The 24,757-nt window shown below is 68.0% G+C and carries 27 protein-coding genes and 1 pseudogene; 7 read left to right on the top strand and 21 right to left on the bottom strand.

The features are described 5' to 3' along the window. Positions 1 to 22: 22 nt before the first annotated feature. Positions 23 to 517, top strand: a complete 495-nt coding sequence (locus tag CQ042_RS08455) for a glutathione peroxidase (RefSeq protein ID WP_105670046.1) — start codon at positions 23 to 25, stop codon at positions 515 to 517. Here the strand turns inward: CQ042_RS08455 and CQ042_RS08450 are convergent. Further along, positions 514 to 1,200, bottom strand: coding sequence for a DsbA family protein (locus tag CQ042_RS08450; protein ID WP_105670045.1), 687 nt, complete (start codon positions 1,198 to 1,200; stop codon positions 514 to 516). The genes CQ042_RS08455 and CQ042_RS08450 overlap by 4 nt on opposite strands. Positions 1,201 to 1,269: 69 nt before the next feature. Between CQ042_RS08450 and CQ042_RS08445 the strand changes: the two genes are divergently transcribed. Then, positions 1,270 to 1,881 (top strand): AAA family ATPase, encoded by a 612-nt coding sequence (locus tag CQ042_RS08445; RefSeq protein ID WP_105670044.1) that lies wholly within the window; start codon positions 1,270 to 1,272, stop codon positions 1,879 to 1,881. On the opposite strand, the gene CQ042_RS08440 is transcribed toward CQ042_RS08445, so the two are convergent. Next, positions 1,821 to 2,624 (bottom strand): isoprenyl transferase, encoded by an 804-nt coding sequence (locus CQ042_RS08440; RefSeq protein WP_105670043.1) that lies wholly within the window; start codon positions 2,622 to 2,624, stop codon positions 1,821 to 1,823. The two genes, CQ042_RS08445 and CQ042_RS08440, sit on opposite strands and share 61 nt — an antisense overlap. After that, a complete protein-coding gene (recO, locus tag CQ042_RS08435) occupies positions 2,621 to 3,364 on the bottom strand; it encodes a DNA repair protein RecO (protein WP_105670042.1) in 744 nt (247 codons plus the stop codon). The genes CQ042_RS08440 and recO overlap by 4 nt, the downstream gene beginning before the upstream one ends. Positions 3,365 to 3,398: 34 nt before the next feature. On the opposite strand from recO, the gene CQ042_RS08430 reads away from it, so the two are divergent. Then, a complete protein-coding gene (locus CQ042_RS08430) occupies positions 3,399 to 4,097 on the top strand; it encodes a trimeric intracellular cation channel family protein (RefSeq protein WP_105670041.1) in 699 nt (232 codons plus the stop codon). A 19-nt stretch (positions 4,098 to 4,116) separates the two neighbouring features. Here CQ042_RS08430 and CQ042_RS08425 read toward each other — a convergent pair whose 3' ends face one another. After that, a complete protein-coding gene (locus CQ042_RS08425; RefSeq protein WP_105670040.1) occupies positions 4,117 to 4,851 on the bottom strand; it encodes a TetR/AcrR family transcriptional regulator in 735 nt (244 codons plus the stop codon). Positions 4,852 to 4,918: 67 nt separating this feature from the next. On the opposite strand from CQ042_RS08425, the gene CQ042_RS08420 reads away from it, so the two are divergent. Further along, a complete protein-coding gene (locus CQ042_RS08420; protein WP_105670039.1) occupies positions 4,919 to 5,299 on the top strand; it encodes a VOC family protein in 381 nt (126 codons plus the stop codon). A gap of 84 nt (positions 5,300 to 5,383) precedes the next feature. On the opposite strand, the gene leuA is transcribed toward CQ042_RS08420, so the two are convergent. Next, positions 5,384 to 7,138, bottom strand: coding sequence for a 2-isopropylmalate synthase (leuA, locus tag CQ042_RS08415; RefSeq protein ID WP_105670038.1), 1,755 nt, complete (start codon positions 7,136 to 7,138; stop codon positions 5,384 to 5,386). 193 nt (positions 7,139 to 7,331) lie between these two features. Here leuA and CQ042_RS08410 point away from each other — a divergent pair, with 193 nt between their 5' ends. Then, positions 7,332 to 7,979, top strand: a complete 648-nt coding sequence (locus CQ042_RS08410) for a hypothetical protein (protein ID WP_258132149.1) — start codon at positions 7,332 to 7,334, stop codon at positions 7,977 to 7,979. A 1-nt stretch (position 7,980) separates the two neighbouring features. Here the strand turns inward: CQ042_RS08410 and CQ042_RS08405 are convergent, their stop codons facing one another. The 12 genes from CQ042_RS08405 to hrcA all read right to left on the bottom strand — a co-directional run bounded on the left by CQ042_RS08405 (position 7,981) and on the right by hrcA (position 18,050). Next, the gene (locus tag CQ042_RS08405; protein WP_105670036.1) at positions 7,981 to 8,949 is read right to left on the bottom strand and encodes an NADP-dependent oxidoreductase; all 969 of its coding nucleotides are present in this window, start codon (positions 8,947 to 8,949) and stop codon (positions 7,981 to 7,983) included. A gap of 3 nt (positions 8,950 to 8,952) precedes the next feature. Beyond that, positions 8,953 to 9,426 (bottom strand): hypothetical protein, encoded by a 474-nt coding sequence (locus CQ042_RS08400; RefSeq protein WP_105670035.1) that lies wholly within the window; start codon positions 9,424 to 9,426, stop codon positions 8,953 to 8,955. Continuing rightward, complete coding sequence (locus CQ042_RS08395; protein ID WP_105670034.1) at positions 9,423 to 10,403, bottom strand: hypothetical protein; 981 nt, start codon at positions 10,401 to 10,403, stop codon at positions 9,423 to 9,425. Before CQ042_RS08395 ends, CQ042_RS08400 begins: the two co-directional genes overlap by 4 nt. Next, complete coding sequence (locus CQ042_RS08390; RefSeq protein ID WP_105670033.1) at positions 10,396 to 10,923, bottom strand: RNA polymerase sigma factor; 528 nt, start codon at positions 10,921 to 10,923, stop codon at positions 10,396 to 10,398. The genes CQ042_RS08395 and CQ042_RS08390 overlap by 8 nt, the downstream gene beginning before the upstream one ends. Positions 10,924 to 10,977: 54 nt before the next feature. Further along, a complete protein-coding gene (era, locus tag CQ042_RS08385) occupies positions 10,978 to 11,874 on the bottom strand; it encodes a GTPase Era (protein WP_181157501.1) in 897 nt (298 codons plus the stop codon). After that, a complete protein-coding gene (locus CQ042_RS08380; protein ID WP_105670031.1) occupies positions 11,867 to 13,162 on the bottom strand; it encodes a hemolysin family protein in 1,296 nt (431 codons plus the stop codon). Before CQ042_RS08380 ends, era begins: the two co-directional genes overlap by 8 nt. Next, a complete protein-coding gene (ybeY, locus tag CQ042_RS08375; RefSeq protein ID WP_105670030.1) occupies positions 13,159 to 13,617 on the bottom strand; it encodes an rRNA maturation RNase YbeY in 459 nt (152 codons plus the stop codon). The genes CQ042_RS08380 and ybeY overlap by 4 nt, the downstream gene beginning before the upstream one ends. Continuing rightward, the gene (locus CQ042_RS08370; RefSeq protein ID WP_258132170.1) at positions 13,614 to 14,639 is read right to left on the bottom strand and encodes a PhoH family protein; all 1,026 of its coding nucleotides are present in this window, start codon (positions 14,637 to 14,639) and stop codon (positions 13,614 to 13,616) included. Before CQ042_RS08370 ends, ybeY begins: the two co-directional genes overlap by 4 nt. Before the next feature lie 79 nt (positions 14,640 to 14,718). Continuing rightward, positions 14,719 to 15,069: an HIT domain-containing protein gene (locus tag CQ042_RS08365; protein ID WP_105670029.1), complete on the bottom strand. Its 351-nt coding sequence runs from the start codon at positions 15,067 to 15,069 to the stop codon at positions 14,719 to 14,721. A gap of 64 nt (positions 15,070 to 15,133) precedes the next feature. Beyond that, a complete protein-coding gene (locus CQ042_RS08360) occupies positions 15,134 to 15,862 on the bottom strand; it encodes a 16S rRNA (uracil(1498)-N(3))-methyltransferase (protein ID WP_105670028.1) in 729 nt (242 codons plus the stop codon). Between the two features lie 2 nt (positions 15,863 to 15,864). Then, complete coding sequence (gene dnaJ / locus CQ042_RS08355) at positions 15,865 to 16,980, bottom strand: molecular chaperone DnaJ (protein ID WP_105670027.1); 1,116 nt, start codon at positions 16,978 to 16,980, stop codon at positions 15,865 to 15,867. A gap of 38 nt (positions 16,981 to 17,018) precedes the next feature. After that, positions 17,019 to 18,050, bottom strand: a complete 1,032-nt coding sequence (hrcA, locus tag CQ042_RS08350) for a heat-inducible transcriptional repressor HrcA (RefSeq protein ID WP_105670026.1) — start codon at positions 18,048 to 18,050, stop codon at positions 17,019 to 17,021. Positions 18,051 to 18,153: 103 nt separating this feature from the next. Here hrcA and CQ042_RS08345 point away from each other — a divergent pair, with 103 nt between their 5' ends. Next, positions 18,154 to 19,572: a carboxylesterase/lipase family protein gene (locus tag CQ042_RS08345; protein WP_258132146.1), complete on the top strand. Its 1,419-nt coding sequence runs from the start codon at positions 18,154 to 18,156 to the stop codon at positions 19,570 to 19,572. Positions 19,573 to 19,584: 12 nt separating this feature from the next. Here CQ042_RS08345 and hemW read toward each other — a convergent pair whose 3' ends face one another. The 4 genes from hemW to lepA form a co-directional block, all read right to left on the bottom strand. Further along, positions 19,585 to 20,820: a radical SAM family heme chaperone HemW gene (gene hemW / locus CQ042_RS08340; protein WP_105670024.1), complete on the bottom strand. Its 1,236-nt coding sequence runs from the start codon at positions 20,818 to 20,820 to the stop codon at positions 19,585 to 19,587. Continuing rightward, on the bottom strand, positions 20,820 to 21,473 hold the full coding sequence (locus tag CQ042_RS08335; protein WP_105670023.1) for a DUF1990 family protein: 654 nt from the start codon (positions 21,471 to 21,473) through the stop codon (positions 20,820 to 20,822). Before CQ042_RS08335 ends, hemW begins: the two co-directional genes overlap by 1 nt. Positions 21,474 to 21,588: 115 nt before the next feature. After that, positions 21,589 to 22,041, bottom strand: a complete 453-nt coding sequence (locus CQ042_RS08330; RefSeq protein ID WP_105670022.1) for a DUF1990 family protein — start codon at positions 22,039 to 22,041, stop codon at positions 21,589 to 21,591. A gap of 30 nt (positions 22,042 to 22,071) precedes the next feature. Continuing rightward, the gene (lepA, locus tag CQ042_RS08325) at positions 22,072 to 23,925 is read right to left on the bottom strand and encodes a translation elongation factor 4 (RefSeq protein WP_105670021.1); all 1,854 of its coding nucleotides are present in this window, start codon (positions 23,923 to 23,925) and stop codon (positions 22,072 to 22,074) included. A gap of 240 nt (positions 23,926 to 24,165) precedes the next feature. On the opposite strand from lepA, the pseudogene CQ042_RS08320 reads away from it, so the two are divergent. After that, positions 24,166 to 24,757: pseudogene (locus CQ042_RS08320) on the top strand (ABC transporter permease); the annotation flags it as partial.

The following is a 24,757-nucleotide window of genomic DNA, read 5'->3' as shown; positions in this document are numbered from 1 at the left end:
TGCGGCGATCTAAGCTGTGAAGATGACCGATTCCGCGCTCCGTTCGATCCCCTTCACCGACGCTCGGGGCGAGGATAAGACGCTCGACGATCTGGGCGCCGATGTGGTGCTCGTCGTGAACGTCGCCTCGAAGTGCGGCCTCACGCCGCAGTACGAGCAGCTCGAGGAGCTGCAGCGCCTGTACGGTGATCGCGGGTTCACCGTCGTCGGCTTCCCGTGCAACCAGTTCTTCGGTCAGGAGCCGGGCTCGGTCGATCAGATCCTCGAGTTCTGCTCGACCACCTACGGCGTCACCTTCCCGGTCAACGACAAGGTCAAGGTGAACGGCAAGAACGCCTCCGACCTCTACAAGGCACTCAAGGAGACGCCGGACGCCGGTGGCAAGGCCGGTCGCGTCGAGTGGAACTTCGAGAAGTTCCTCGTGCTGCCGGACGGGGACGTCCTGCGCTTCCGTCCGAAGCAGAAGCCGGACGCCCCCGAGATCGTCAGCGCGATCGAAGCGGCGCTGACCCGCTAGACCGCGGCAGCCTCGGACGCGGACTCGCCGCGCTTCGACCAGAGGTCGCGGATCACGTTCTCGAACGCGGCGGGCGGCTGCGCGCCGCTGATGCCGTACTGGCCGTCGACCACGAAGAACGGCACGCCCTGGATGCCGTAAGCGCGCGCCTGGGCCTGATCCTGACGTACAGCCGGAAGGTACTGGTCGCTCTCGAGCGCGGCTCGGGCGCGGTCCGCATCGAGACCGACCTCGGTCGCGAGCTCGACGAGGTCGTCGATACGTCCGACGTGCTTGCCCTCGGTGAAGTAGGCGGACATCAGCCGCTCCTCCATCTCGTGCTGGAGGCCCTCGGCCTTCGCGAAGTGCAGCAGTTCGTGCGCCTTCACCGTGTTGGTGTGCTGCAGCAGATCGAAGCGGTACTCGAGTCCCGCGTTGGCGGCGACGCCCGTCACGTTGGAGAGCATCTGCTCGACCTGCTCGCGCGGCATGCCCTTGTGTCCGGCGAGGAAGTCGATCTCGTCGCCGTCGAAGTCGACGGGCGTGTCCGGTGAGAGCTCGAACGAGTGGAAGGTGATGTTGACCTGCGGCGCGTCCTCATCGGCCGCGACCGCTTCGAGACCCTTCTCGAGGTTGCGCTTGCCGATGTAGCACCACGGGCAGGCGATGTCGGACCAGATGTCGATGGAGATGGGTTCAGTCACACTTTCATCCAACCGCATACGCCTGTGAGCTATTCCGAGGGAGCTGCGCCCCGCGGGTAGGATTCTCGGATGCTCTCCGCCGACGACCCGCTGCCGTTCCGGCCCGTGCGCGTGCTCGTGGCGGGTGTGACCGGGTCGGGGAAGACCAACCTGGCCGGTCGTGTCGGCGCGATGTGGGATCTCCGCCACGTGGAGATCGACGGCCTGTTCCACGGCCCGAACTGGACGCCGCGGACCGAATTCCTCGACGACGTGCGCGCGTTCGCCGCCGACGACCGATGGATCACGGAATGGCAGTACACGAGCAAGGGCACGGACGCCGTCCTCACCCCGCGCGCGGAACTCGCCCTCTGGCTCGACTACCCCTACCGCGTGGTGCGCAACCGTCTGATCAGGCGCACCCTTAGCCGCAGCATCCTGCGCACCCGCATGTGGAACGACAACGTCGAGAAGCCGATCTGGAGGATGTTCGGCGACGATCCCGAGGAGAACATCCTCGCGTGGCAGACGAAGACCCTGGGGCACTGGGCCGAGCGGATGCCGGGATACGCCGAGCGCTTCCCGCACCTCACCATCGTGCGGCTCCGTCATCCGCGGGAGACGGAGCGATGGCTGCGTAGTCAGGCCGACGCGTCGGGAACGTCGATCGCGCCGCCGAAGCGCCGATCACGCGACAGGTAGATGCCGATCGCGCGCCACAGTTCCTCGCGCGAGAAGTCGGGCCAGAGCGTGTCGAGGAACACCATCTCGGCGTAGGCCGACTCCCACAGCAGGAAGTTCGAGGTGCGCTGCTCCCCCGAACTGCGCAGGAACAGGTCGACGTCCGGCATATCCGGCACGTACAGGTTCCGGCGGATCATCTTCTCGGTGATCGCCTTCGGCTTCACCCGTCCGGCGGCGACGTCGTCGGCGATCGCCCGCATCGCATCGACGAGTTCGACTCTTCCGCCGTAGTTGACGCACATCGTGAGGGTGAGGACGTCGTTGCCCCTGGTCAGCTGTTCGGCGTACTGCAGCTCTTTGATGACGCTCCCCCAGAGCCGCGGCTTGCGCCCGGCCCATCGGATCCGCACGCCCCATTCGTTGAGCTGGTCACGGCGCCGATGCAGCACGTCGCGGTTGTACCCCATGAGGAAGCGGACCTCCTCCGGAGAGCGCGCCCAGTTCTCCGTGGAGAACGCGTAGACGGAGAGGTGCTTCACGCCGGCCTGGATGGCTCCGGCGACCACGTCGAGGAGCACCTCCTCGCCCGCCTTGTGGCCCTCGATGCGGTTGAGTCCTCGACGGTTGGCCCAGCGGCCGTTGCCGTCCATCACGATCGCGACGTGCTCCGGGACGGCCCGGAACGCGGGCGGATGCACGCCCGTCCAGTCCAGCGGGCGATAGGCCACGGCATCCTTGTGCGTGTACGGCTTCGGGCTCACCGTTCTCCTTCCGAAGGGATGTCGGACACGTGGGCGAGCGAGCGGATGCCGCGCTCCAGGTGCCATTGGGCGTAGGCGGAGACGAGTCCCGACGCCGCGGCGGTGTCGGCGTGGGAGGAAGCGTCGATGACGTCCCACTCCCCCGCGATCAGGGCGCGGAGCAGCATCAGGGTCTTGTCGGCGACACGCGGGCTCCCGGCAGGAGCGCAGTTCTGGCACACCAGTCCGCCGAGCTGGGCGACGAACCGCGAGTGCGGCCCCGGCGTGCCGCAGCGTGCGCATTCGTCGAGCGAGGGCGCCCATCCCGACAGCGACATCACACGCAGCAGATACGAGTCGAGGATGCTCCGGGCCACATGCTCTCCGCGCGACAGAGCCCGCAGTCCGCCCACGAGGAGCAGGTACTGATCGGGAGTCGCCTCCGCGTCGCTCAGCCGGTCGGCCGTCTCGACCATGGCGTTCGCCGCCGTGAACCGGTCGTAGTGCGCGGCGATGTCGGTGCCGTAGGAGCCGAGGGACTCGGCCTGCTGCACGATGTCGAGCGAGCGGCCCTGGTAGAGCTGCACGTCGGCGACCATGAACGGCTCGAGCCTGGCGCCGAACTTCGACGACGTCCGACGCACCCCCTTCGCCACCGCGCGGACCTTGCCGTGCCGTCGCGAGAGCATGATGACGATGCGATCCGCCTCACCGAGTTTGTGGGTGCGCAGGATCACCGCTTCGTCTCGGTAGGTGGGCACCCTTCGATTATCCTCCGTGCGGGAGAATGGACGCGTGACCGAACCGCTCTTCACCATTCCGCTGTGGGCGGACCTGCTCGGCGTCGGCCTCGGCGGCGTCCAGGGCGCGATGTTCGCCTCGGGTTTCCAGGGCCAGCGGCGGCTCGACTGGCTCGGTGTCGCGATCATCGGCATCATGATCGGGATGGGCGGGGGTCTGATCCGCGACATCCTGCTCGGGCAGACTCCTGCGACCCTGCAGAACCAGTGGTACCTGGTGACCGCGGGTGGCGCGGCGCTGTTCGGCATGCTGCTCGCGGGGCTCTTCACCCGGCTGAACACCGCGATCGTGGTACTCGATGCCGTGGTGATCGGTATGTTCGGGGCCTTCGGGACGAGCAAGGCCCTCGCTTTCGGGATCCCCGAGGTCCCGGCCGTCTTCATCGGCGTCTGTGCCGCGGTCGGCGGCAGTGTGCTCCGCGACATGTTGATGGGACTCCCGACCGCCATCATGCACGTCGGATCGCTGTACGCGGTCGCCGCCGGCGCAGGATGCACGTTCATCGTGATCGCGGTGGCGCTGGGAATGCCCATCACGATCGCCGCGGTCGTCGGCATCGCCGTGACGACGGTGATCCGTATCCTCGCGGTGACGTTCGACGTCTCTCTGCCGGAGCAGCGCCGCATCTACCGCCGCAAGGTCGCTGCCGAGACCGGTGCCATCGCGATCGTGAAGCCCAGCGCCGACGCCTGAGACCCACGGCGATACGCGCTCAGCGTGCGGAGCGATCCGAGATGATGCCGGCGAGCCCGTCGATCACGCGACCCAGGCCGAACCTCCACGCGACGTCGGCGTCATAGGGACCGTCCATCGCCTCGCCGGCCGCGCGTCCGACGGACTGCGCGAGGGGGAATCGGTCACCGAGGTACGTCGACAGCCGCGGTGCTGCCTCGGCCCAGAAGGGCCCGAACTGCTCCCGTTCCGCGCTCTCACGCATTCTCGACGCGGTCGCCGCGACGAAGTCGAGGACGAACGACAATGCCGCGTCGCGCTCGACATCGGCGAGATCGGTGTCTTCGAACACCCGCAGCTCGCGGTCGTACTTCGCGATCGTGCCGGGGCCGACCGCGACCCTCGCGTCGTCGATGTCCGACATCCACGGGTGCGCGCGCAAGAGCGCGAGATTGTCCTCGGCCACCCGACGCGCGCGTGCGCGCCACCCCGCCCCCTCATCCGAGGTGGCCGGCATCCTCGCGTGCAGCTCGTCGACCATCAGGACGAGCAGGTCCGCCCGACTGCTGACATGCGTGTAGATCGACATCGTCGTGAGTTCGAGCGACTGCGCCAGGGCACGGATCGTCATCGCGTCGACCCCCTGGGTGTCGGCGAGCTCGATCGCTCCGGCCACCACCTCATCGACCGAAAGACGGGCCCGGGGCCCGCGACGCACGGTCGTACGGGGGGAGGCGTCCTTCCGCCAGAGCAGATCCACGAGGTTCTCGGCCATCTCGGAATATCCTCGCCCCTCGATCACTTAACTCTGTACGTTGTACGTAGTTTATGACAGGAGAGCCATGAACATCACCCAGACCGCCATCTCGCTCAACGTCGCCGACGTCGCCGCGTCCGCGTCGTTCGCGAAGACCCACTTCGGCTTCGAGGAGGCGATGTCCGCGGAGGGCTTCGTCTCTCTGCAACATCCGGACTCGCCGCCGAACCTCATCTTCCTCGAGACCGGGCTGAGCACCTTCCGTCCGCAGGAAATCGCCGGATCCGCGGGAGAAGGCACACTGCTCGTGTTCGTCGTGGACGACATCGACCGCGACTTCGCGCGCATCGCCGAGGCAGGAGCACGGGTGGTCACTCCCCCGGAGACCGAGCCCTGGGGTGAGCGCTACTGCCAGTTCGCGGATCCGAACGGACTCATCTGGCAACTGGTGCAATGGGTCGAATGAGCCGCTGACACCGACGACACCGCGCACAACGACGGCGGCCGGGATCCTCCAGGGGGTCCCGGCCGCCGACGTTGAGACGGCCGATCAGACCGTCGCGAGCTCCTGCTGACGCGTGCGGATCGAGCGGTTCACACCCGAGACGATCGCCTTCAACGACGCTGTCGAGATGTCGCCGTCGATGCCGACGCCCCACAGGCGCTGGTCGCCGACCTGCAGCTCGACGTAGGCCGCTGCCTGCGCGTCGCCACCGGCGCTGAGAGCGTGCTCGACGTAGTCGTACACCGTGATGTCGAAGCCCTGGCCGCGCAGCACCTCGACGAACGCCGCGACGGGACCGTTGCCGTTGCCCGTGACCGACACCTGCTGGTCGTCGTCGCGCAGGACGACGTCGAGAACGACGTCACCCGACATGTCGCTGCGGGTCTGCGTCGCGAGCAGCTCGAAGCGGCCCCACTTCGCCGCGGTGTCGACCGCCGGCAGGTACTCGTCGTTGAAGATCGACCAGATCTGCTCGCTCGTCACCTCACCACCCTCGGCATCCGTCTTCGCCTGCACGACACCCGAGAACTCGATCTGCAGCTTGCGTGGCAGGTCGATCGCGTGGTCCGCCTTCAGCAGGTAGGCGACGCCCCCCTTGCCGGACTGCGAGTTGACGCGGATGACGGCCTCGTACGAGCGACCGAGGTCCTTCGGGTCGATGGGCAGGTACGGCACGGCCCATTCGATGTCGTCGACGGTGACGCCTTCGGATTCGGCGCGCACCGCCATGGCCTCGAAGCCTTTCTTGATCGCGTCCTGATGCGATCCGCTGAACGCAGTGAAGACCAGGTCGCCGGCCCACGGGCTGCGCTCGGGCACGGGCAGCTGGTTGCAGTACTCGACCGTGCGCTTGACCTGATCGATGTCGCTGAAGTCGATCTGCGGGTCGATGCCCTGCGTGAACAGGTTGATGCCCAGCGCGACGATGTCGACGTTGCCCGTGCGCTCGCCGTTGCCGAACAGGCATCCTTCGATGCGGTCGGCTCCCGCCATGTAGCCGAGCTCCGCCGCCGCGATCGCGGTGCCGCGGTCGTTGTGCGGGTGCAGCGAGAGGATCACGTTCTCCCGGTGCGCGAGATGGCGGCTCATCCACTCGATCGAATCGGCGTACACGTTCGGAGAGGCCATCTCGACCGTCGCGGGCAGATTGATGATGACCTTGCGGTCCGGTGTGGGCTCGAAGACCTCGATCACCTGGTTGCAGATGTCGACCGCGAACTCGAGCTCGGTGCCGGTGTAGCTCTCCGGCGAGTACTCGTAGTAGACCTTCGTGTCCGGGATCGTCTTCTCGAATTGCCGGCACAGCCGCGCTCCCTCGAGCGCGATGTCGATGATGCCCTGCTTGTCGGTGCGGAAGACGACCTCGCGCTGCAGCACGCTCGTCGAGTTGTAGAGGTGGACGATGGCCTGCTTGGCACCGGCGATCGACTCGTAGGTGCGGGCGATCAGGTGCTCGCGCGCCTGGGTCAGCACCTGGATCGTGACGTCATCGGGGATCAGGTTCTCTTCGATGAGCTGCCGGACGAAGTCGAAGTCGGTCTGACTCGCCGAGGGGAAGCCGACCTCGATCTCCTTGTAGCCCATGCTGACGAGGAGCTCGAACATGACGCGCTTGCGCTCGGGCGACATCGGGTCGATCAGCGCCTGGTTCCCGTCGCGGAGGTCGACGGCGCACCAGCGCGGAGCCTGGGTGATGCGGGCGTCTGGCCAGGTGCGGTCAGGCAGGTGGACGTTGATCTGCTCGTGGAACGGCCGATACTTGTGGATCGGCATCGCGGACGGGCGCTGAGTGTTCTGCATGATGGGCTTCTTCTCTTCGTCAAGATGTACGGGCCAACACAAGCGCCGCGACGAGGAAGGCCCTAGCTCTTAGGACTCGTCGCGGCAGCTAAGAAGAAGCAGACCGCCGAAAGGCATGTGGTCATGCTAGCAGGGATGCCGACGCGGTTTCGACGGAGTCGAGACGATTCCGGCGCCCGTGACACTCCCCCATATGAGCACATCGCAGCGTCGCCTGGCCGTCGCCGCGGCATCCGCCGTCGGCCTCCTGTTCCTGAGCGCGTGCGCGACAGGCACCGCCGGCATGGCCGTGCCGTCGAGTACGAGCGTCCCCTCGGATCAGCGCCTGGAGAGCGTCGAGCCCGAGCTGCCGGACGGGCGCGTCATCGGCGTCGGCACGGTCCTCGACGTCGCCGGCGACGTGCAGCTGTGCATGGGACCGATCATGGAGTCCTTCCCGCCGCAGTGCAGCGGCGTGCCCCTCGACGGATGGTCATGGGACGGCGTCGACGGCAGCGAGACCAGCGGCGAGACCACCTGGGGCGCGTATGCCGTGTACGCGACCTACGACGGCGAGCGACTCACGAACACCGACCCGCCGATCATGCTCGCGCTGTACGACCCGGTCGCGCCGGATGATCCGTCCGGCGGCACCACGGGCGAGACGCCGACGGAGGAGCTCGCCCGGATCCAGGACGACATCGCGGCACGACTCGATACCGACGCGCTCGCTCTCGGGTCGGAGCGGGGGTACGTCTGGCTGACCGTCGTGTGGGACGACGGCACGATCCAGGAAGCCGCCGATGCGGAATACGACGCGGATGCGGTGTTCGTGACGTCGGCCCTGCGTGAGATCGATTGACTCAGGGGATCAGCGCGAGTTTGCCGCCCGGATGCCCGGTCGCCAGGAGCCGGTGGGCTACCGGCGCCTGATCGAGTGGGAAGGTCCGCGCGACCGGGACGACGAGGTCCCCGTTCTGCGCCAGCGCGATCAGCTCGCTGCGCGCCCCGTCGCGGAAGCGCGCGCTCGCAGGCTGTGAGCCGGCGATCGCGAGGATGCCGTCGGACGCGGCGCGCGCCGAAGCGGCGATCGTGACGATGCGCCGGCGATCGGCGACCAGGTCGAGGGACACATCGACGGCCTCATCCGTGCCGACGGCATCGAGGGCAGCCGCGATCGGTGCATCGGCGAGGTCGAGAACCCGATCTGCGAGGCCCGTCCCGTAGGCCACCGGGATGCCCCCGAACCTGCGCACCTCGTCGAAGCGGCTTGTGCTCGTTGTTCCGATGACCCGGACTCCGCGCAGCCGGGCCTGCTGCAGGACGCTGACGCCGACGGCACCGGATGCCCCGTGGAGGAGGATCGTCTCCCCCGGTGCGGCACCGACCACGGCGAGCATCTCTGCCGCGGTGGTGCCGACGAGGAGCAGGTTCGCCGCCTCCGGGTGCGTCAGCGTGGAGGGCTTCGCGAAGACCTTCTCGGCCGGGACCGTGAGTTCCGTCGCATAGCCTCCGCGCACCCGGAAGGCGATGACATCCTCGCCGATGGTCGCTGCTCCGGAACCGATCCGCGTGTCAGGACCGATCGCGCTGAGCTCACCCGACACCTCGTATCCGATCGGGGTCGGGAGCGCGAGGCCCGGCCGCGCCGACGCGACATGCTTGGCGTCAGCCGGGTTCACACCTGCCGCGCGCACCCGGATCGTCACCTGGCCGACGCCGGGCTCCGGGACGCTCTCCTCGACGAGATCCCAGGTGTCAGGAGGCCCCCAGACCGTCGCGATCCAGTGCTCGGCCAGAGGGAGAGCTGCGGACGGCGTCGACGTCGGCATCGCTCACAGGATGCACCGGAGGTTGGTGACCGAGCCGGAGACATTCCCCCAGGTCCCGGCGTTCACGCTGCTGAGCACCGTGGTGCCGTTCCGGACCTGGACGTATCCGGAGGCGCGGGCATTGGCGACCGACTTCACCGTGAAGCTCGACGCGATCGAGTGCACGGCGCACGTGCCGAAGGTGAGGGAGCCCCCTCCGAGGGACGACGCGTTGTATGCGCAGAACTTCCCGGTCGCGCAGGTCCCGACCGAACGCGCGGAGATTCCGGAGGCGCTGGGCACACGGAGCTCCATGTCCAACTCTGGCCACACAGCATGATTCGCATCGAGGAGCACGCCACCGGGCACCTCTTCGAGCATCGCTGCGACCAGGGGGTCGACGTCACGATCGTCAGGGACCGAGGCCATGGCCGGGGCAGCCCCGAAGGTCAGGACCAGACCGAGCACGGCAGCGGCGAGAGCGGTGGTGCGTTTCATCGAACAGTCTCCTCATCGAGATCCCACATCTGATACGAGATGATCGCGCCTGCGGGGAACACGTCATCGGCCTTCAGCACCGTGCGCTCGACTCCGACGATCCGTCCGGTGTCGCGGGACACCAGGACCAGGTCGCTCACCGCACCGTCGGGTGATTGGACCCGGACCCCCGTCACGGGGCGGCCGAGCCTGTCGTTCGTCGTGCCCAGCGCGTCACCGCCGCCGGCTTCCTCGAGCAGGTGAAGCAGCAGTTCATGCTGCGTGTCCGTCAGAGTCCACTGGTCGAGGACCGAGGCCAGCGCCATCTCCACATCGAACGCCGTCGGCTCTTCGGGCATCCCGAACGCGCGGAGCATGGCCACCATGTCTTCACGCGTCTCGCCGGGGACCGCCGTCCAGGGCGTCTCGAAGTCGCCCGGTGCCATCACCAGATCGGTGACCACCTCTCCGCTGCTCGTCACTTCTGCGGCGTTGCTGGCGACCGCATCCGCAGGATCGTACGGGACCCCCGCGATGATGATCATCCGCCCGGAGCCGTCCGCCTCCCAGGTCAGCGTCGAGAGCTGCGGCACGACGGTCGTCGTCTTCGTGTCGACGTCGACCTGGAACCCCCAGGAGGCCGTCCTGACGGTTCGCGAGGGTTCGGTCGGGCCCGCGGTGTGCGAGAGCGCCGTCCCGGCCTCGTCCACGAGCTGCGCGATAGTGTTCGCCCCGTTGAAGTCCAGCGGCGAAGGCGTCGCGGCCACGGCGGCACCCTGCGGTGAGAAGACGGCGACGGCCAAGGCCGTGGAGGCGGCGACGGCGGCGAGCCCGCCTGCCCAGCCGATCGCCCGCGTCCGACGGCGCTTCGGAGCGGCGCCTGTGCGGAGGATGCGGTCGCGCGTCGCGAGCGCCGTCGCATCAGGCATCGCATCACGCGGCGTCGGTGCAGGGTCGGCGTCGCTCAGCATCCGCTCGAGCACGGCGTTCTCAGTCATCACCCGTTATCAGCCCCTCCAGGCCCAGCTCCGCCCGCAGGCGGTCCTGCGCGCGGATCAGCGTCTTCCGCACCCGGGACTCAGAAGCGCGCAACAGCTCCGCGATCTCCCCCACCGCGAGTCCATCCCAGTACGTGAGCATGATGATACGCCGTTGGGACGGGGTGAGGACAGCCAAAGCTCGAATGACTTCGACACGGCCCGTGCGTCCGGGCGTCGACTCATCGCCGGAGACACCGACATGGACGGCGTCGAGAGCGCTGTGCGGCAGGGATGTCCTCCCCGGACGCGCGCGCAGGCGACGATCCGCCGCGCGGAGCAGCCACACTCGACCCGGCGGCCGAGTCGGCCGGAGCCGCGACCACGCGAGGAGGAAGACCTCCGAAACGATCTCGGTGACTTCCTCCTCCGCGCCGACGACACCCTCGATGTGGTGCCGCACCGCTGCCCAGTGCTCGTCGAACACTCGGCTGAAGACCTCGTTTCGCAGCGGATTCGGGTCTTCGCTGCGACCACTCATGTCGTCGGGGTCGGCGGTCTTCCCGCCGCCCTCGACGTGTCACTCGATTTCATCTCAGAAGCCGAGCCTGCCGAGCTGCTTCGGATCGCGCTGCCACTCCTTCGCGACCTTGACGTGCAGGCCCAGGAACACACGCGTCCCCAGCAGCTCTTCGATGCCGACGCGTGCGCGCGCACCCACCTCGCTGAGCCGCTTGCCTTTGTGTCCGATGATGATCGCCTTCTGGCTGTCGCGTTCCACCACGATCGACGCGTGGACATCGGTCAGGTCCGTGCCCTCCCGCGGTGCGATGTCGTCGATGATGACCGCGATCGAGTGCGGAAGCTCGTCACGCACACCCTCGAGGGCGGCCTCGCGGATCATCTCCGCGATGCGGTCCTCCTGCGACTCATCCGTCGTGACGCCCTCGGGATAGAGCGCCGGCCCCTTCGGCATCAACGTCAGGATCTCGTCGGACAGAACCTCGAGCTGCTCGTGCGTCAGCGCGGAGAGCGGGATCACCGCGGCCCAGTCCTCGCGCAGCGCGTCGACCTCCAGGAGGCGCTCGGTGACCTCGTCCCGTCCCGCGGTATCCATCTTCGTCACGATCGCGATCTTCTTCGCCCGCGGGTATCCGTCGAGCGATGCGGCGATCCGGCGGTCACCAGGACCGACCTTCTCGTTCGCCGGGACGCAGAACCCGATCACGTCGACGTCGCCCAGCACCTGCTCGACGAGGTCGTTCAGCCGCTCGCCGAGGAGGGTGCGGGGCTTGTGGATCCCCGGGGTGTCGACGATGACGAGTTGCCCCTCAGGACGATTCAGGATGCCGCGGATGGCGCGGCGGGTGGTCTGCGGCTTCTCACTCGTGATGGCGATCTTCTCACCGACGAGGGCGTTCGTCAGCGTCGACTTCCCGACGTTGGGGCGTCCGACGAAAGTCACGAACCCGCTTCTGGTGTCGTCAGTCATCGTGTCGATCTCCTTCATCCTGCGAAGCATCAGGTTCCCCTGGTGCACGTTCCACGAATACCGTCGCGATGCCGCGACCGCGCCCACGCGAGGCCCCGCCCGTGAGGGCCAAGCCTTCCACGACGGCCGTTGCACCGGGCTGCGGAACCTGACCGAGCGCCTTGCCGAGCAGTCCGCCGATCGAATCGACGTCCTCGTCCTCGAGCTCGAGGCCGAACAGATCACCCACATCCTCCAGCGAGAGCCGTGCGCTCACGCGGTATCGCCCGTGACCGAGGTCGACGAATTCAGCGGATACCTGATCGTACTCGTCGGAGATCTCGCCGACGAGTTCCTCGATCAGGTCCTCCAGCGTGACGAGCCCGGAGATTCCGCCGTGTTCGTCGATCACCAGGCACACGTGGACGGCGTCGCGCTTCATCTGCTGCAGCAGGGTCTCCGCGCGCATCGACTCCGGGACGAACGTCGCAGGACGCGCGATGGGACGGATGGAGGCCGCACGCCAGGCGCTGTCGTCGCGGTACGCGAACTGCACGAGATCCTTGAGGTAGAGCACCCCGACGACATCATCGGCGTCATCGTCGACGACGGGTATCCGCGAGACACCGCGGTTCAGGAACAGGGACATCGCCTCGTCCGTGGTCGCGGTGGCGTCGACGGTCACCATCTCGGTGCGGGGAACCATCACGGCGCGGACGAACTGGTCGGTGAAGTCGAACACCGAGTGGATGAGGTCGCGGTCGTCCTCCTCGATGAGATCGTTCGACGCGGCTTCGTCGACCATGCTCAGCAGCTGATCCTCGCTCGTGAACGAGCTGCGACCGGTGCCGGGGGTGACCCGGTTCCCGAGCAGGACGAGGCCCTGGGCGAGCGGGCCGAGGAAAATGCGGAGTCCGCGCACGATCGAGGCGGTGCCACGGATCATGCCCTCCGCATGCTGACGCCCGAATGATCGCGGGCTCGCGCCCACGAGGACGAAGGTGATCGCGGTCATCAGGACGGCGGCCGCGAGCATCGCCCACCAGTTGTTCTCGATCAGGATCGTGAAGGCGACCGTCACCAGCACGGCGGCCGTGACCTCCGCCAGGACGCGGATGAAGGCCACGGCATTGACGTGGGCGTCGAGGTCCGCCGCGATACGGCCCAACGCCACGGCCCGGCGACCTTCCGTCGCCATATCGGCGAGGCCGGCGCGCGAGGTGACCCCGTACGCAGCGTCGATCGCTGCCATGAGACCGCCGAAAGCCACCAGCAGCACGGCGGCGATGAGGAGCAGAGTCGCGGTCATCGTCGACGTTCAGCAGCGGCGAAGCCCTGGATGAGTTCCTTCTGGAGTCCGAACATCTCACGCTCCTCGTCGGGCTCGGCGTGATCGAAACCGAGCAGATGGAGCAGTCCATGCGTGGTGAGCAGGATGAGCTCATCCATCAGCGTGTGTCGCGCCGCCTGCGCCTGCGTCTCGGCGACCTGCGGGCACAGCACGATGTCGCCGAGCAGACCGGGAGCGGTGGGGCGGTCCTCGGTTCCCGGGCGGAGCTCGTCCATCGGGAAGCTGAGCACGTCGGTCGGGCCCGGCTCGTCCATCCACTGCACGTGGAGGGCTTCCATGGCGCCTTCGTCGACGAGGACGATCGCCACCTCGGCGTCGGGGCTGACATGCAGTTGTGCGAGGTTGAAGTCCGTCAGCCGCTGCAGCACCGTCTCGTCGACGTCGATGGCCGACTCGTTGTTGATCTCGATCATGAGAGTCCTCGTTTCGGCATGCGGTCCCGTGGTCCTGGTCGTTGTGCTCCCCTGCGGTCGGCCCGATTCGCGAACTCGGCCGCCTGCTCGCGCTCGAACCGCTGCGCCGTGCGCTTCTCGTCGTATTCGCTGTATGCGTCGACGATGCGTCCGACCAGGGAATGCCGCACGACGTCGTCGCTGGTGAGGCGGGAGAAGTGGATGTCGTCGATGCCGTCGAGCACCCGCGTGACCAGACGGAGCCCGGACGATCCCTGCGGAAGGTCGACCTGGGTGATGTCGCCGGTGACGACCATCCGTGTGCCGAAGCCGAGACGTGTCAGGAACATCTTCATCTGCTCGGGAGTGGTGTTCTGTGCTTCGTCGAGCACGACGAAGGAGTCGTTCAGTGTGCGCCCGCGCATGTAGGCGAGCGGTGCCACCTCGATCGTCCCCGTCGCCATCAGACGCGGCACGATCTCCGGGTCCATCATCTCGTTGAGAGCGTCGTACAGCGGTCGCAGGTACGGATCGATCTTGTCCGTGAGCGTGCCGGGCAGGAACCCGAGCCGCTCCCCCGCCTCGACGGCGGGACGGGTCAGGATGATGCGGGTGACCTCTTTGCGCTGCAACGCCTGCACGGCCTTCGCCATCGCGAGGTAGGTCTTGCCCGTTCCGGCGGGACCGATGCCGAACACGATGGTGTTCTCCTCGATCGCGTCGACGTACTCCTTCTGCCCGAGGGTCTTCGGACGGATGACCTTGCCGCGTGTCGTCAGAATGGCCTCGCCCAGCACCTCGCTCGGACGCGGCCCGCCCTCCTGTCGCAGCATGCGCGCCGAACTCGAGACATCGCTCGGTGCCAGATCATGCCCGGCCTTGGTCATGGCGAGCAGCTCGTCGACGAGCGCCTTCGCCTTCGCGACCGCATCCGCATCTCCGCTCAGCGTGATCTCGTTGCCCCGCACGAGCACCTCCACGTCCCGGTGCTCCTTCTCGAGCATCCGCAGCAGACGATCCTGCGGGCCGAGCAGCTGCACCATCGCGACGCCGTCCGCATAGATCTTCTCGACGGACTCGGGCGAGCGGCCGTGCAGGCTGCGCTCCTGCGGTTCGTGATTCTCAGGCACCGACACTCTTCTCGGTCAGTCCGCCGGCCAGGATGTGGGCGTGGACATGGAATACGGTCTGTCCGGCGTTCGCGCCGGTGTTGAAGACGAGACGGAAGTCGCCGTCCTCGGTGTGCGTCGCGGCCAGCTCCTTCGCGAAGGCGACCATCGCGGCCAGCAGCCCGGGATCACCCGCTGCGAGCTCGGCGACGTCGCGGTACTCCGCGGTCTTCGGGACGACGAGGAGGTGCACGGGCGCCTGCGGGGCGATGTCGCGCAGGGCGAAGAGGCGGTCGGTCTCGCCGATGATCTCGGCCGGGATCTCCCCGTTCAGAATGCGCGTGAAGATCGAGGTGTCCGTCATGCCGTCAAGTCTACTGACCGACGCGCCCGCGCAGCCCTGAGTCCGGCGTCCGCGAAACGGGCCGTCACCATCGTCCGAGCGCCACCGACAGCACCGCGATCGCCGCAGGACCGGCGGTCGAGGTGCGCAGGACCGTGTCGCCCAGGAGCACGCGCTCGGCCCCCACCGCCGTCAGACGATCGAGTTCCTCGTCGGAGATCCCGCCTTCCGGTCCGACGACCAGCACCAGATCACGACCGTCCGGCTCGATCTCGGACAGACGTACGGATGCCGTCGGGTCGAGCAGCAGCACGCGCTGCGAGCTCGCCCGTCCGGAGAGCTGCGTGGTCGAGACCGGCGCGGCGACCTCGGGAACCCAGGCGCGATGGGCCTGCTTGGCGGCCTCACGGACGATCGTCGCCCACCGCTCCCGGCCCTTCACGGCCTTCGGTCCTTCCCAGCGGGACACGCTGCGGCCCGCCTGCCAGGGGACGATCTCGTCGACGCCGAGTTCACACGCGGCCTGCACCGCGAGTTCATCACGGTCGCCCTTCGCGAGCGCCTGGACCAGCACGATCCGCGGCGTCGCAGCAGGGTACTCGACACGCTCCGCGATGCGGACGTCGACGCGTGAGGGCGACACCTCTTCCGCAGTCCCCGCCAGCCACACCCCGGCACCGTCGCCGACCGTGACCGCCTCGCCGACGCGAAGGCGACGCACGACGGCCGCATGCTTCGCCTCGGCCCCCGACAACGACACGAGGTCGCCGACACGGGCATCCGTCGCTGCGGTCACCAGGAAGTGCAGCGCCATGATCAGTGGCTGCGGAAGCGGTCGCGGAGCTTCGAGAACAACCCCTGCTGGAACTGCGCGAGCTGCGGCTCCGGCGACTTCGCCTTCTTCGCGAAGTCCTCGATCAGCGCCCGCTGTGCGGAGTCGAGCCTGGTCGGCGTCAGCACCTGCACGCCGACGCGCAGGTCACCGCGCTGCGTTCCCCGCAGCGGCGTGATCCCGCGGCCCTTGATCGTCAGCACGTCACCGGACTGGACGCCGGGGCGGATCTCCAGATCGACCTCGCCGTCGAGCCCCTGGATCGTGGTCTCGGTGCCGAGGATCGCGTCGGTCATCGACACTTCGAGCGTGGCGAGCAGATCGTCGCCCTCGCGACTGAATGCCGCGTGCGCGTTCACGGTCACCTCGACGTACAGGTCGCCGTTGGGGCCGCCCGCCTTGCCGACCTCGCCCGAACCGGGCAGCTGCAGGCGGAGGCCGGTCTCGACTCCGGCCGGGATGTCGAGCGAGACGGTACGGCGCGAACGCACCCGACCCTGACCGCCACAGGTGCCGCAGGGGTACGGGATGGTGGTGCCGTATCCCTCGCAGGTGCCGCAGGGCTGAGAGGTGACGACGTTGCCGAGCAGGCTCCGCACCTGGCGCTGCACGTGACCTGAGCCGCCGCAGATGTCGCACGTGACCGGAGAGGTGCCCTCCTGGCAGCAGGAGCCCTGGCACGTCTCGCACAGCACCGCGGTGTCGACGTCGATGTCACGGTGCGCGCCGAACACGACATCGCCGAGGTCGAGCGTCACGCGGACGAGGGCGTCCTGTCCGCGCTCACGGCGCGAACGCGGACGCGCGCCGCGTCCGCCACCCTGGGAGGCGCCGAAGAAGGTCTCGAAGATGTCGCCGAAACCGCCGAAACCGCCGAAGTTGCCGGCGGCGCCGTCTCCGCCGCCCATGTCGTAGCGCTGTCGGGAGTCGTCATCGCTGAGCACGTCGTACGCGTGCGTGACGAGCTTGAACCGCTCCGCCGCGTCTTCTCCGGGATTCACATCCGGGTGCAGCTGTCGCGCGAGACGTCGGTACGCCTTCTTGATCTCATCGGTGGAAGCGTCTCGGGACACCCCGAGAACCTCATAGTGGTCCGCCACAATCGCCCTTCTGCGTGTGTCTTCTCGTGGCGACCGCGTCAGCGGCCGGCCTCGTCTTCATCGAGCATCCGCGACAGGTAGCGGGCGACCGCCCGCGCTGCCGCGAGATTGCTCGGGTAGTCCATTCGGGTCGGCCCCATCACGCCGACCCGCGCCGTGCCACTGGGCGCGGCGTAGTTGCTGGCGACGATCGATGCCTCGCCGAGGCCGAACGGCGCATTCTCCGTGCCGATGCTGGCCGCGAGACCGTGCTCGTCCGTGACCATCTCGCTCATCAGACGCAGCAGCGTCACCTGCTCCTCGATCGCTTCCAGGAGCGGATGGATGCTGCCGCGGAAGTCGTGCTCGCGACGTGCGAGCGTCGCGGCGCCCGCCATCACCAGGCGCTCCTGCCGGAAGCCGCTGAGCTCGTCCATCACGACGACGGCGAGCGTTCGCAGGACGCGGTCCTTCGGCGTCTCCTCGGCGGCGATCAGCGTCTGCAGCCGATCCGATGCCTCGCTGATCGCCTGCCCGGTGATCAGCGCGGCCAAGCGCGCGCGCAGCGCCGCCAGGTCGCTCTCGTCGATCGCCTCGGGCACGAGCGCCATGCGCTGCGACACGCCGCCGGCATCGGTCACGAGCACGATCAGCAGTCTGTTCGGCGCGAGCGCCACGAGTTCGACGTGGGTGACGTGGGCGCGCGCGAACGACGGGTACTGCGCGAGTGCGACCTGCCCGGTGAGCTGTGTCAGCACCCGCACGGTGCGAACCATCAGATCGTCGAGATCGGCCGGTTCACCCAGGAACGACTCGATCGCGGAGCGCTGGGCTGACGAGAGCGGCCGCAGCTGGGCCAGATGATTCACGAAGACGCGGTAACCCTTGTCGGTGGGCACACGGCCGGACGAGGTGTGCGGAGCGGTGATGAGCTCCTCGTCCTCGAGCAACGCCATGTCGTTGCGGATCGTCGCCGCCGAGACTCCGAAGGAATGGCGGTCCACGATGGAGCGGCTGCCGACGGGTTCGTGGGTCTCGACGTAGTCCTGCACGATCGCGCGGAGAACCTGGAGTCCTCGCTCGGTGACCATCACCCTTCCCTTCCGTTGGCACTCGGACGTTCAGAGTGCCAATCCTACCCCGTGCAGCTCCGTATCCTCCGTACCACCGGCGCACAACTCTAGGATGACGCTCATGACCACCTCGCCCCAGGCCACCCCGTCGAGCGGCATCGTCCGCGGCTCAGAGCGGGACGGGATCGTCCGCTATCTCGGCATCCCGTACGCAGCCGCCCCGTTCCGGGAGAACAGGTTCCGCGCTCCGCAGCCGGTCGCCCCATGGGAGGGTCCGCGGGAGGCGACGGCGTTCGGCCCGACGCCGCCTCAGGTCCCGTACGCGGGCGCGATCGGAGAGCTGCTGGGATCCGTGCGCATCGCCGGCGACGACATCCTCACCGCGAACGTCTGGGCCCCCGCCGACGCCTCCGCGGCCCCTGTCCTCCTGTGGATCCACGGCGGGGCGCTCGAACGCGGCACCGCCGCACTGCCGCTCTACGACGGCACGGTGTTCGCGAAGGCCGGCATCGTCTTCGTCTCGATCAACTACCGTCTCGGCTCGGAGGGCTTCTCGGTCCTGGACGGGGCTCCTCGCAACCTCGGTCTGCGCGATGCCGCGGCGGCGCTGGAATGGGTGCACCGCGAGATCACGGCCTTCGGCGGCGACCCGGCCAGGATCACGGCCATGGGCGAGTCCGCCGGCGGGGCCATCGTCGCGGGTCTCCTGTCGCGCGACGACTCCCGGGCTCTGATCGACCGCGCGATCATCGAGTCGGGTCCGCTCCAGGCGCAGACGGCGAAGAAGGCGGGACGGGTGACGGCGCAGCTCGCGAAGCGGCTCGGTGTCCGCACCGACCGGGACTCGTTCGCCGCCCTGACGCCCGAGCAGCTGCTCGATGCGCGCAAGGCCCAGTCCGCGGGCTCGTCACCGCTCGGCGGAGCGCCGGGGTTCCAGTTCGCCATCGACCAGGAGAGTCTGCCACGATCGCCGCACGAGGTGCTCGGGACCATCGACACCCCCCTTCTGATCGGCAGCAACACGGACGAGTATCGCCTGTGGTTCCCGCCCGAGGCACTGGCCGGGATCAGCGAGCTCAAGCTGCAGGCCGCCCGGCTCCTCTCGCGGATCCCCCGTCGCGCGGTGGCCGAATACCGGTCCGCGTTCCCCGGAGCGAGCACCGGCGAGGTGTTCGGGCAGCTCGTCACGGATCTGATGCTGCGGGCGCCCCTGAGCCGTGTGGCGGCGGCGCGCCCTGCGTCGACGTACGTCTACGAGTTCGCATGGTCGAGTCCGGTGCGCGATCTGCGCGCCGCCCATGCGCTCGAGCTCGGATTCGTGTTCGACCGCCTCGGCGATGAAGAAGCCAGACGCATGGCCGGGCCCGAAGCCCCGCCGCAGCTCGCCGCCGAGATGAACGCCGCGTGGGTCGGCTTCGTCACCGACGGCGACCCCGGTTGGCCGTCCTACGGTTCCGAGCGCCGGACGCGTCTCTTCGACACCGTCAGCACGACGGTGTCGCAGCGCCGCACCGCGGGGATGGATCTGCTCCCGGGATGACCCCCGCCGACTTCAGTCCGTCAGCTCGCGCACGACGGCGTCGGCGAGGAGGCGTCCGCGGAGCGTCAGCCGGATGCGCCCCTGAAGGGCGGCGACCGGGTCGATGAGTCCGTCGGCCATGAGTCCGGCGACGCGGCTCCGGTTCCCGGCCGGCACATCCTCGACGGCGATCCCCTCACGGATGCGGCTGAGCAGCAGGATGCGCTCCAGGGTCCGGGACTCGTCATCCGGTCGCTCGGTGCCGGCCGCCGGGGATTCCGACGCTGCGAGCCGTTGCGCGTACGCCGCCGGATGCTTCACGTTCCACCAGCGCAGGCCCGCCATGTGGCTGTGCGCGCCCGGCCCGAAACCCCACCAGTCGTTGCCGCGCCAATAGGCGAGATTGTGCCGCGAACGGTTGTCACCCGAGCCTGCGCCTGCCGATGAGCGCGCCCAGTTGCTCACCTCGTACCAGTCGAAGCCGCCGGCCGCGAGGCGCGCATCGGCGAGCTCGTACATGTCCGCCTGCAGGTCGTCGTCGGGGGTCGTGACCTCGCCGCGGCGGATCTGACGGGCGAGCTTCGTCCCGTCCTCGATGATGAGCGCGTACGCGGAGATGTGGTCGGATTCGAGCTCGAGAGCGGCGTCGAGTGAGGCCTCCCAGTCGGCGAGCGACTCCCCCGGTGCCCCGTAGATCAGGTCGACACTCACCGCGAGGCCGGCGTCCTTCGCGGCGGCGACGGCGGTGCGCACGTTCTCCGGGCGGTGCGTGCGGTCGAGGGCCGCGAGCACATGCGGCACAGCCGACTGCATGCCGACCGACATCCGCGTGACACCGGCCTCGGCGAGCGTCCGCGCGACCGCGGGGGTCACCGTGTCGGGGTTCGCCTCGACGGTGACCTCGGCGCCCTCGACCAGGCCGAAGGCGCCGGTCGCGGCCTCGAGCATGCGTGCGAGGTCGCCCGCGGGCAGCAGCGTCGGCGTGCCGCCGCCGAAGAAGACGGTGTCGAGGGGCCGCAGCGCCCCTGCGTCGGACAGCACCCGACGGGCGAGGGCGATCTCGGCGATCAGGGTCGACGCGTAGTCCTCCTGTTTCGCCCCGCGCAGCTCGGTCGACGTGTAGGTGTTGAAGTCGCAATACCCGCAGCGCACCGTGCAGAAGGGGATGTGCAGGTAGGCCGAGAACGGCACGCTCGTGTCGATGGGCAGGTCGACGGGCAGATGGCCGTCCGTCGGCGCAGGATCGCCCAGGGGAAGCGGTCCCGCCATCAGAGGGGGGTCGCGTACAGCGGGGAGATCGCGCGGAGGTAGCGCGCGAAGAGCTCGCGGCGACGGCGCTTCACGAGCGCGGGGATCGTGCGGTAGAGCAGGCCGTTCGGCGCATCGAAGGCACGGACCGTGAACCAGACCTCGTCATTGTCCTCGCGCCAGTCGACGTCGAAGGACTCCTCGCCGCTGACGACCGATCCGCCGACCGTCCCGAGGACGAAGCCGATGCGTCGGGTCTCCTCCGTCACCGAGATCACGCGGAGTTCGGAGTCGGCTCGCATGCCACCCACGCGTCCGCGCAGGTGCAGGGTCATCCCCGCGCCGACGAACGGCATGCCCTCCGCGTCGTATCGCGGCTCGACGTCGCGCTTGCTCGGTGCGATCGGGTTGCCCTCGGCATCGAAGCTCACCCCCGCATAGGCAGGGCCGGGAGCGGGACGGACGTCTTCGACGGACAGACCCGCAGCACGCTGGGCGGTCCACGAGAGAAGGGCCTCGCCGGCGGTCTGGAAGCGCTCGACGCCACTGCCGATCCGCCAGGATTCCTCCGCCGGGATGCTGCGCTCCGGGGGGTACTGCATCAGATCCGGCGCATGGGTCGCACCCACGGCCGCATAGTCCACCGTGTCGTCTCGGAAAGTCCCGCGCCGCATGACTTCCACCCTACTTCGCGTTACCTGAGCGAACACCCCCCACGCGCCGCAAGCCGACACATACCCGCCTGACGGGCTTCTCGGAGCGTGCCGAACGGCCCGCTGCTCCGGACCCTCAGCGCGAAGAGGCCGCGGCAGCCTGCACGATCCGCACGTAGCGGGCGTGGGTGGCGCGCTGGACCAGGCGCAGCGCCGGCGCGAGCAGCCGCCAGAACCAGGTCGACGGGCGGGAGACGGACCGCGCCGTGAACACTCCCCCCTCGTCGATCCGGAACGACTCCTCGCCATAGATCGGGTGCCCGGGTCGCGTCTCGTAGCCGAATCCGCTCTCATCGGCCCAGACCACGCGCACGGGCTCGACGAATCGGATGCCGAAGAGCCGCTTCGCGAGCATCCCCTCGAGACCGGGAGTCGGTGCGTCTGCCGGAACCTCGAATCCGGCCCGGCGCTTGAACTCCCACGACCTGACCACTGCCGCCACGGCATCACGCTCTGCAGGCGCGACCACGGTCGAGTGCTCGGACACCCGCATCCCCTCCGGCGCACTGGCGATCGGGTGACGCGTCATCCCGCGCTCGTACGCCGGAAACGGCACGTTCTACTTCTTGTCCTTGCCCTCGACGTCGCCGGACAGTGCGGCGATGAACGCCTCCTGCGGGACCTCGACGCGACCGACCATCTTCATGCGCTTCTTGCCCTCCTTCTGCTTCTCGAGGAGCTTGCGCTTGCGGGTGATGTCACCGCCGTAGCACTTGGCGAGCACGTCCTTGCGGATCGCACGGATGGTCTCGCGGGCGATGATGCGCGCGCCGATCGCGGCCTGGATGGGCACTTCGAACTGCTGGCGAGGGATGAGCTTGCGCAGGCGCTCGGCCATCATCGTGCCGTAGGCGTAGGCCTTGTCACGGTGCACGATCGAGCTGAACGCGTCGACCTTCTCGCCCTGGAGGAGGATGTCGACCTTCACGAGGTCGGCCTCCTGCTGTCCGGAGGGCTCGTAGTCGAGTGAGGCGTAGCCCTGCGTCTTCGACTTCAGCTGATCGAAGAAGTCGAACACGATCTCGCCGAGCGGCATGTTGTAGCGCAGCTCGACGCGCTCCTCGGAGAAGTACTCCATACCGAGCAGGGTTCCTCGGCGCGACTGGCACAGTTCCATGACGGTGCCGACGTAGTCCTTGGGCAGCAGGATCGCGGCCTTGACCATCGGCTCTGACACCGAGCCGATGCGCCCGTCCGGGTACTCGCTCGGGTTCGTCACGGTCACGGTCTCGCCGGTGTCGCTGGTGAGGACCTCGTAGATCACACTGGGTGCGGTCGTGATGAGGTCGAGGTCGAACTCGCGAGCCAGACGCTCCGTGATGATCTCCAGGTGCAGCAGACCGAGGAAACCGCAGCGGAAGCCGAAGCCGAGCGCCACCGAGGTCTCGGGTTCGTACACGAGGGACGCATCCGAGAGCTTGAGCTTGTCGAGCGCTTCACGCAGCTCGGCGTAGTCGCTGCCGTCGATCGGGTAGAGGCCGGAGAAGACCATCGGCTTGGGGTCGGTGTAGCCGGGCAGGGCCTGCGCCGCCGGCTTCCGCGACGTCGTGATGGTGTCGCCGACCTTCGACTGCCGCACATCCTTCACGCCCGTGATGAGGTAGCCCACCTCGCCCACGCCCAGCCCCTTGGTCGGCGTCGGCTCAGGACTCGACACACCGACTTCGAGCGCTTCGTGGTTCGCGCCGGTCGACATCATCTGGATGCGCTCGCGCGGTGACAGGCTTCCGTCCACCATGCGCACGTAGGTGACCACGCCGCGGTAGGCGTCGTACACGGAGTCGAAGATCATCGCCCTGGCAGGTGCATCCGCATCGCCCTTCGGGGCGGGGATCTCCTTGACCAGGCGGTCGAGCAGCTCCTCGACGCCGACGCCGGTCTTCCCGGAGACACGCAGCACATCCTCCGGCTTGCCGCCGATGAGTGACGCGAGCTCCTTCGCGTACTTCTCCGGGTCGGCTCCCGGCAGATCGATCTTGTTCAGCACCGGGATGATGTGGAGGTCGTTCTCCAGCGCCAGGTACAGGTTCGCGAGTGTCTGCGCCTCGATCCCCTGCGCCGCGTCGACGAGCAGGATCGCTCCTTCGCAGGCGGCGAGCGAGCGGGAGACCTCATAGGTGAAGTCGACGTGGCCAGGCGTGTCGATCATGTTCAGCGCGACGGTCTGGCCGTCGAGCTCCCAGGGCATGCGCACCGCTTGACTCTTGATCGTGATGCCGCGCTCGCGTTCGATGTCCATGCGGTCGAGGTACTGCGCGCGCATGTCTCGATCCGAGACGACTCCGGTGATCTGGAGCATGCGGTCGGCGAGGGTCGACTTGCCGTGATCGATGTGGGCGATGATGCAGAAATTGCGGATCTGCGCAGCGGGCGTCGAAGCAGGCTGAAGCGGGGTGTGAGCGCGTGGGGACATGTCCACTCGATTGTACGGTCAGGGGGTGCTAATCCCCGATTCCGGCATACCGGTGATAGTCTCCCGAAGTTGCCCGGGATAAATCCTGACACCGGATCCCGTAAGCGATAAGACTCCGTCACAGACCCCGTGATGGCCCGTCGCATCGCGGAAGACGGTGGATGGTGATTGAGAATCCAACTGGCTCAGCGTTGCGTCGGAAGATCCCGAGCGCGTCTGTAGAAGAGAAAGACTGACCCCTTGATCAAGTACCTCCTCCGCCGAGCACTCGGCTGGCTGCTGATGATCGTGGTCGCGACGAACCTCACGTATTTCCTGGCGTGGGGATTCCTCGATCCGCGCAGCAACTACGTGGGACGACGCCCTCCACTCACCGAAGAGCAGATCGTCAATGTCCTCGAGCCCCGCAATCTGAGCGACACCGTCCCCCTGATCGAACGGTGGTGGACGTGGCTCACCGGCATCCTGCTCCGCTGGGACTGGGGCGTGAGCCCGACCGGCGGATCCGTGAACGAGCAGGTCTCGTACCGCATGTGGGTCAGTGCCGAGCTGGTTCTCGGCGCGACCATCATCACGACGATCCTCGGCATCGCACTCGGCGTCTACACGGCATCGCGGCAGTACAAGCTCGCCGACCGCATCGGCCAGGCCACGAGCATCATCACGCTGAACATCCCCATCGTCGTGGCGGCGTTCGCCATCGTGCTCCTCGCGATCGGGCTCAACAACGCGACCGGTGTGCGGATCTTCTACGTCACGGGTAACGCCAGTCAGGGGGTGGAGGGCTTCTTCCCGACGCTCATAGATGTGCTGCAGCATCGGACGCTGCCGA

The organism is Microbacterium sp. MYb62, assembly GCF_002979475.1.
In the GTDB taxonomy this organism is placed as follows: Bacteria; Actinomycetota; Actinomycetes; order Actinomycetales; family Microbacteriaceae; genus Microbacterium.
The sequence above is the reverse complement of the archived record's forward strand: the minus strand, read 5'-3'. Positions and strand labels throughout refer to the sequence as shown.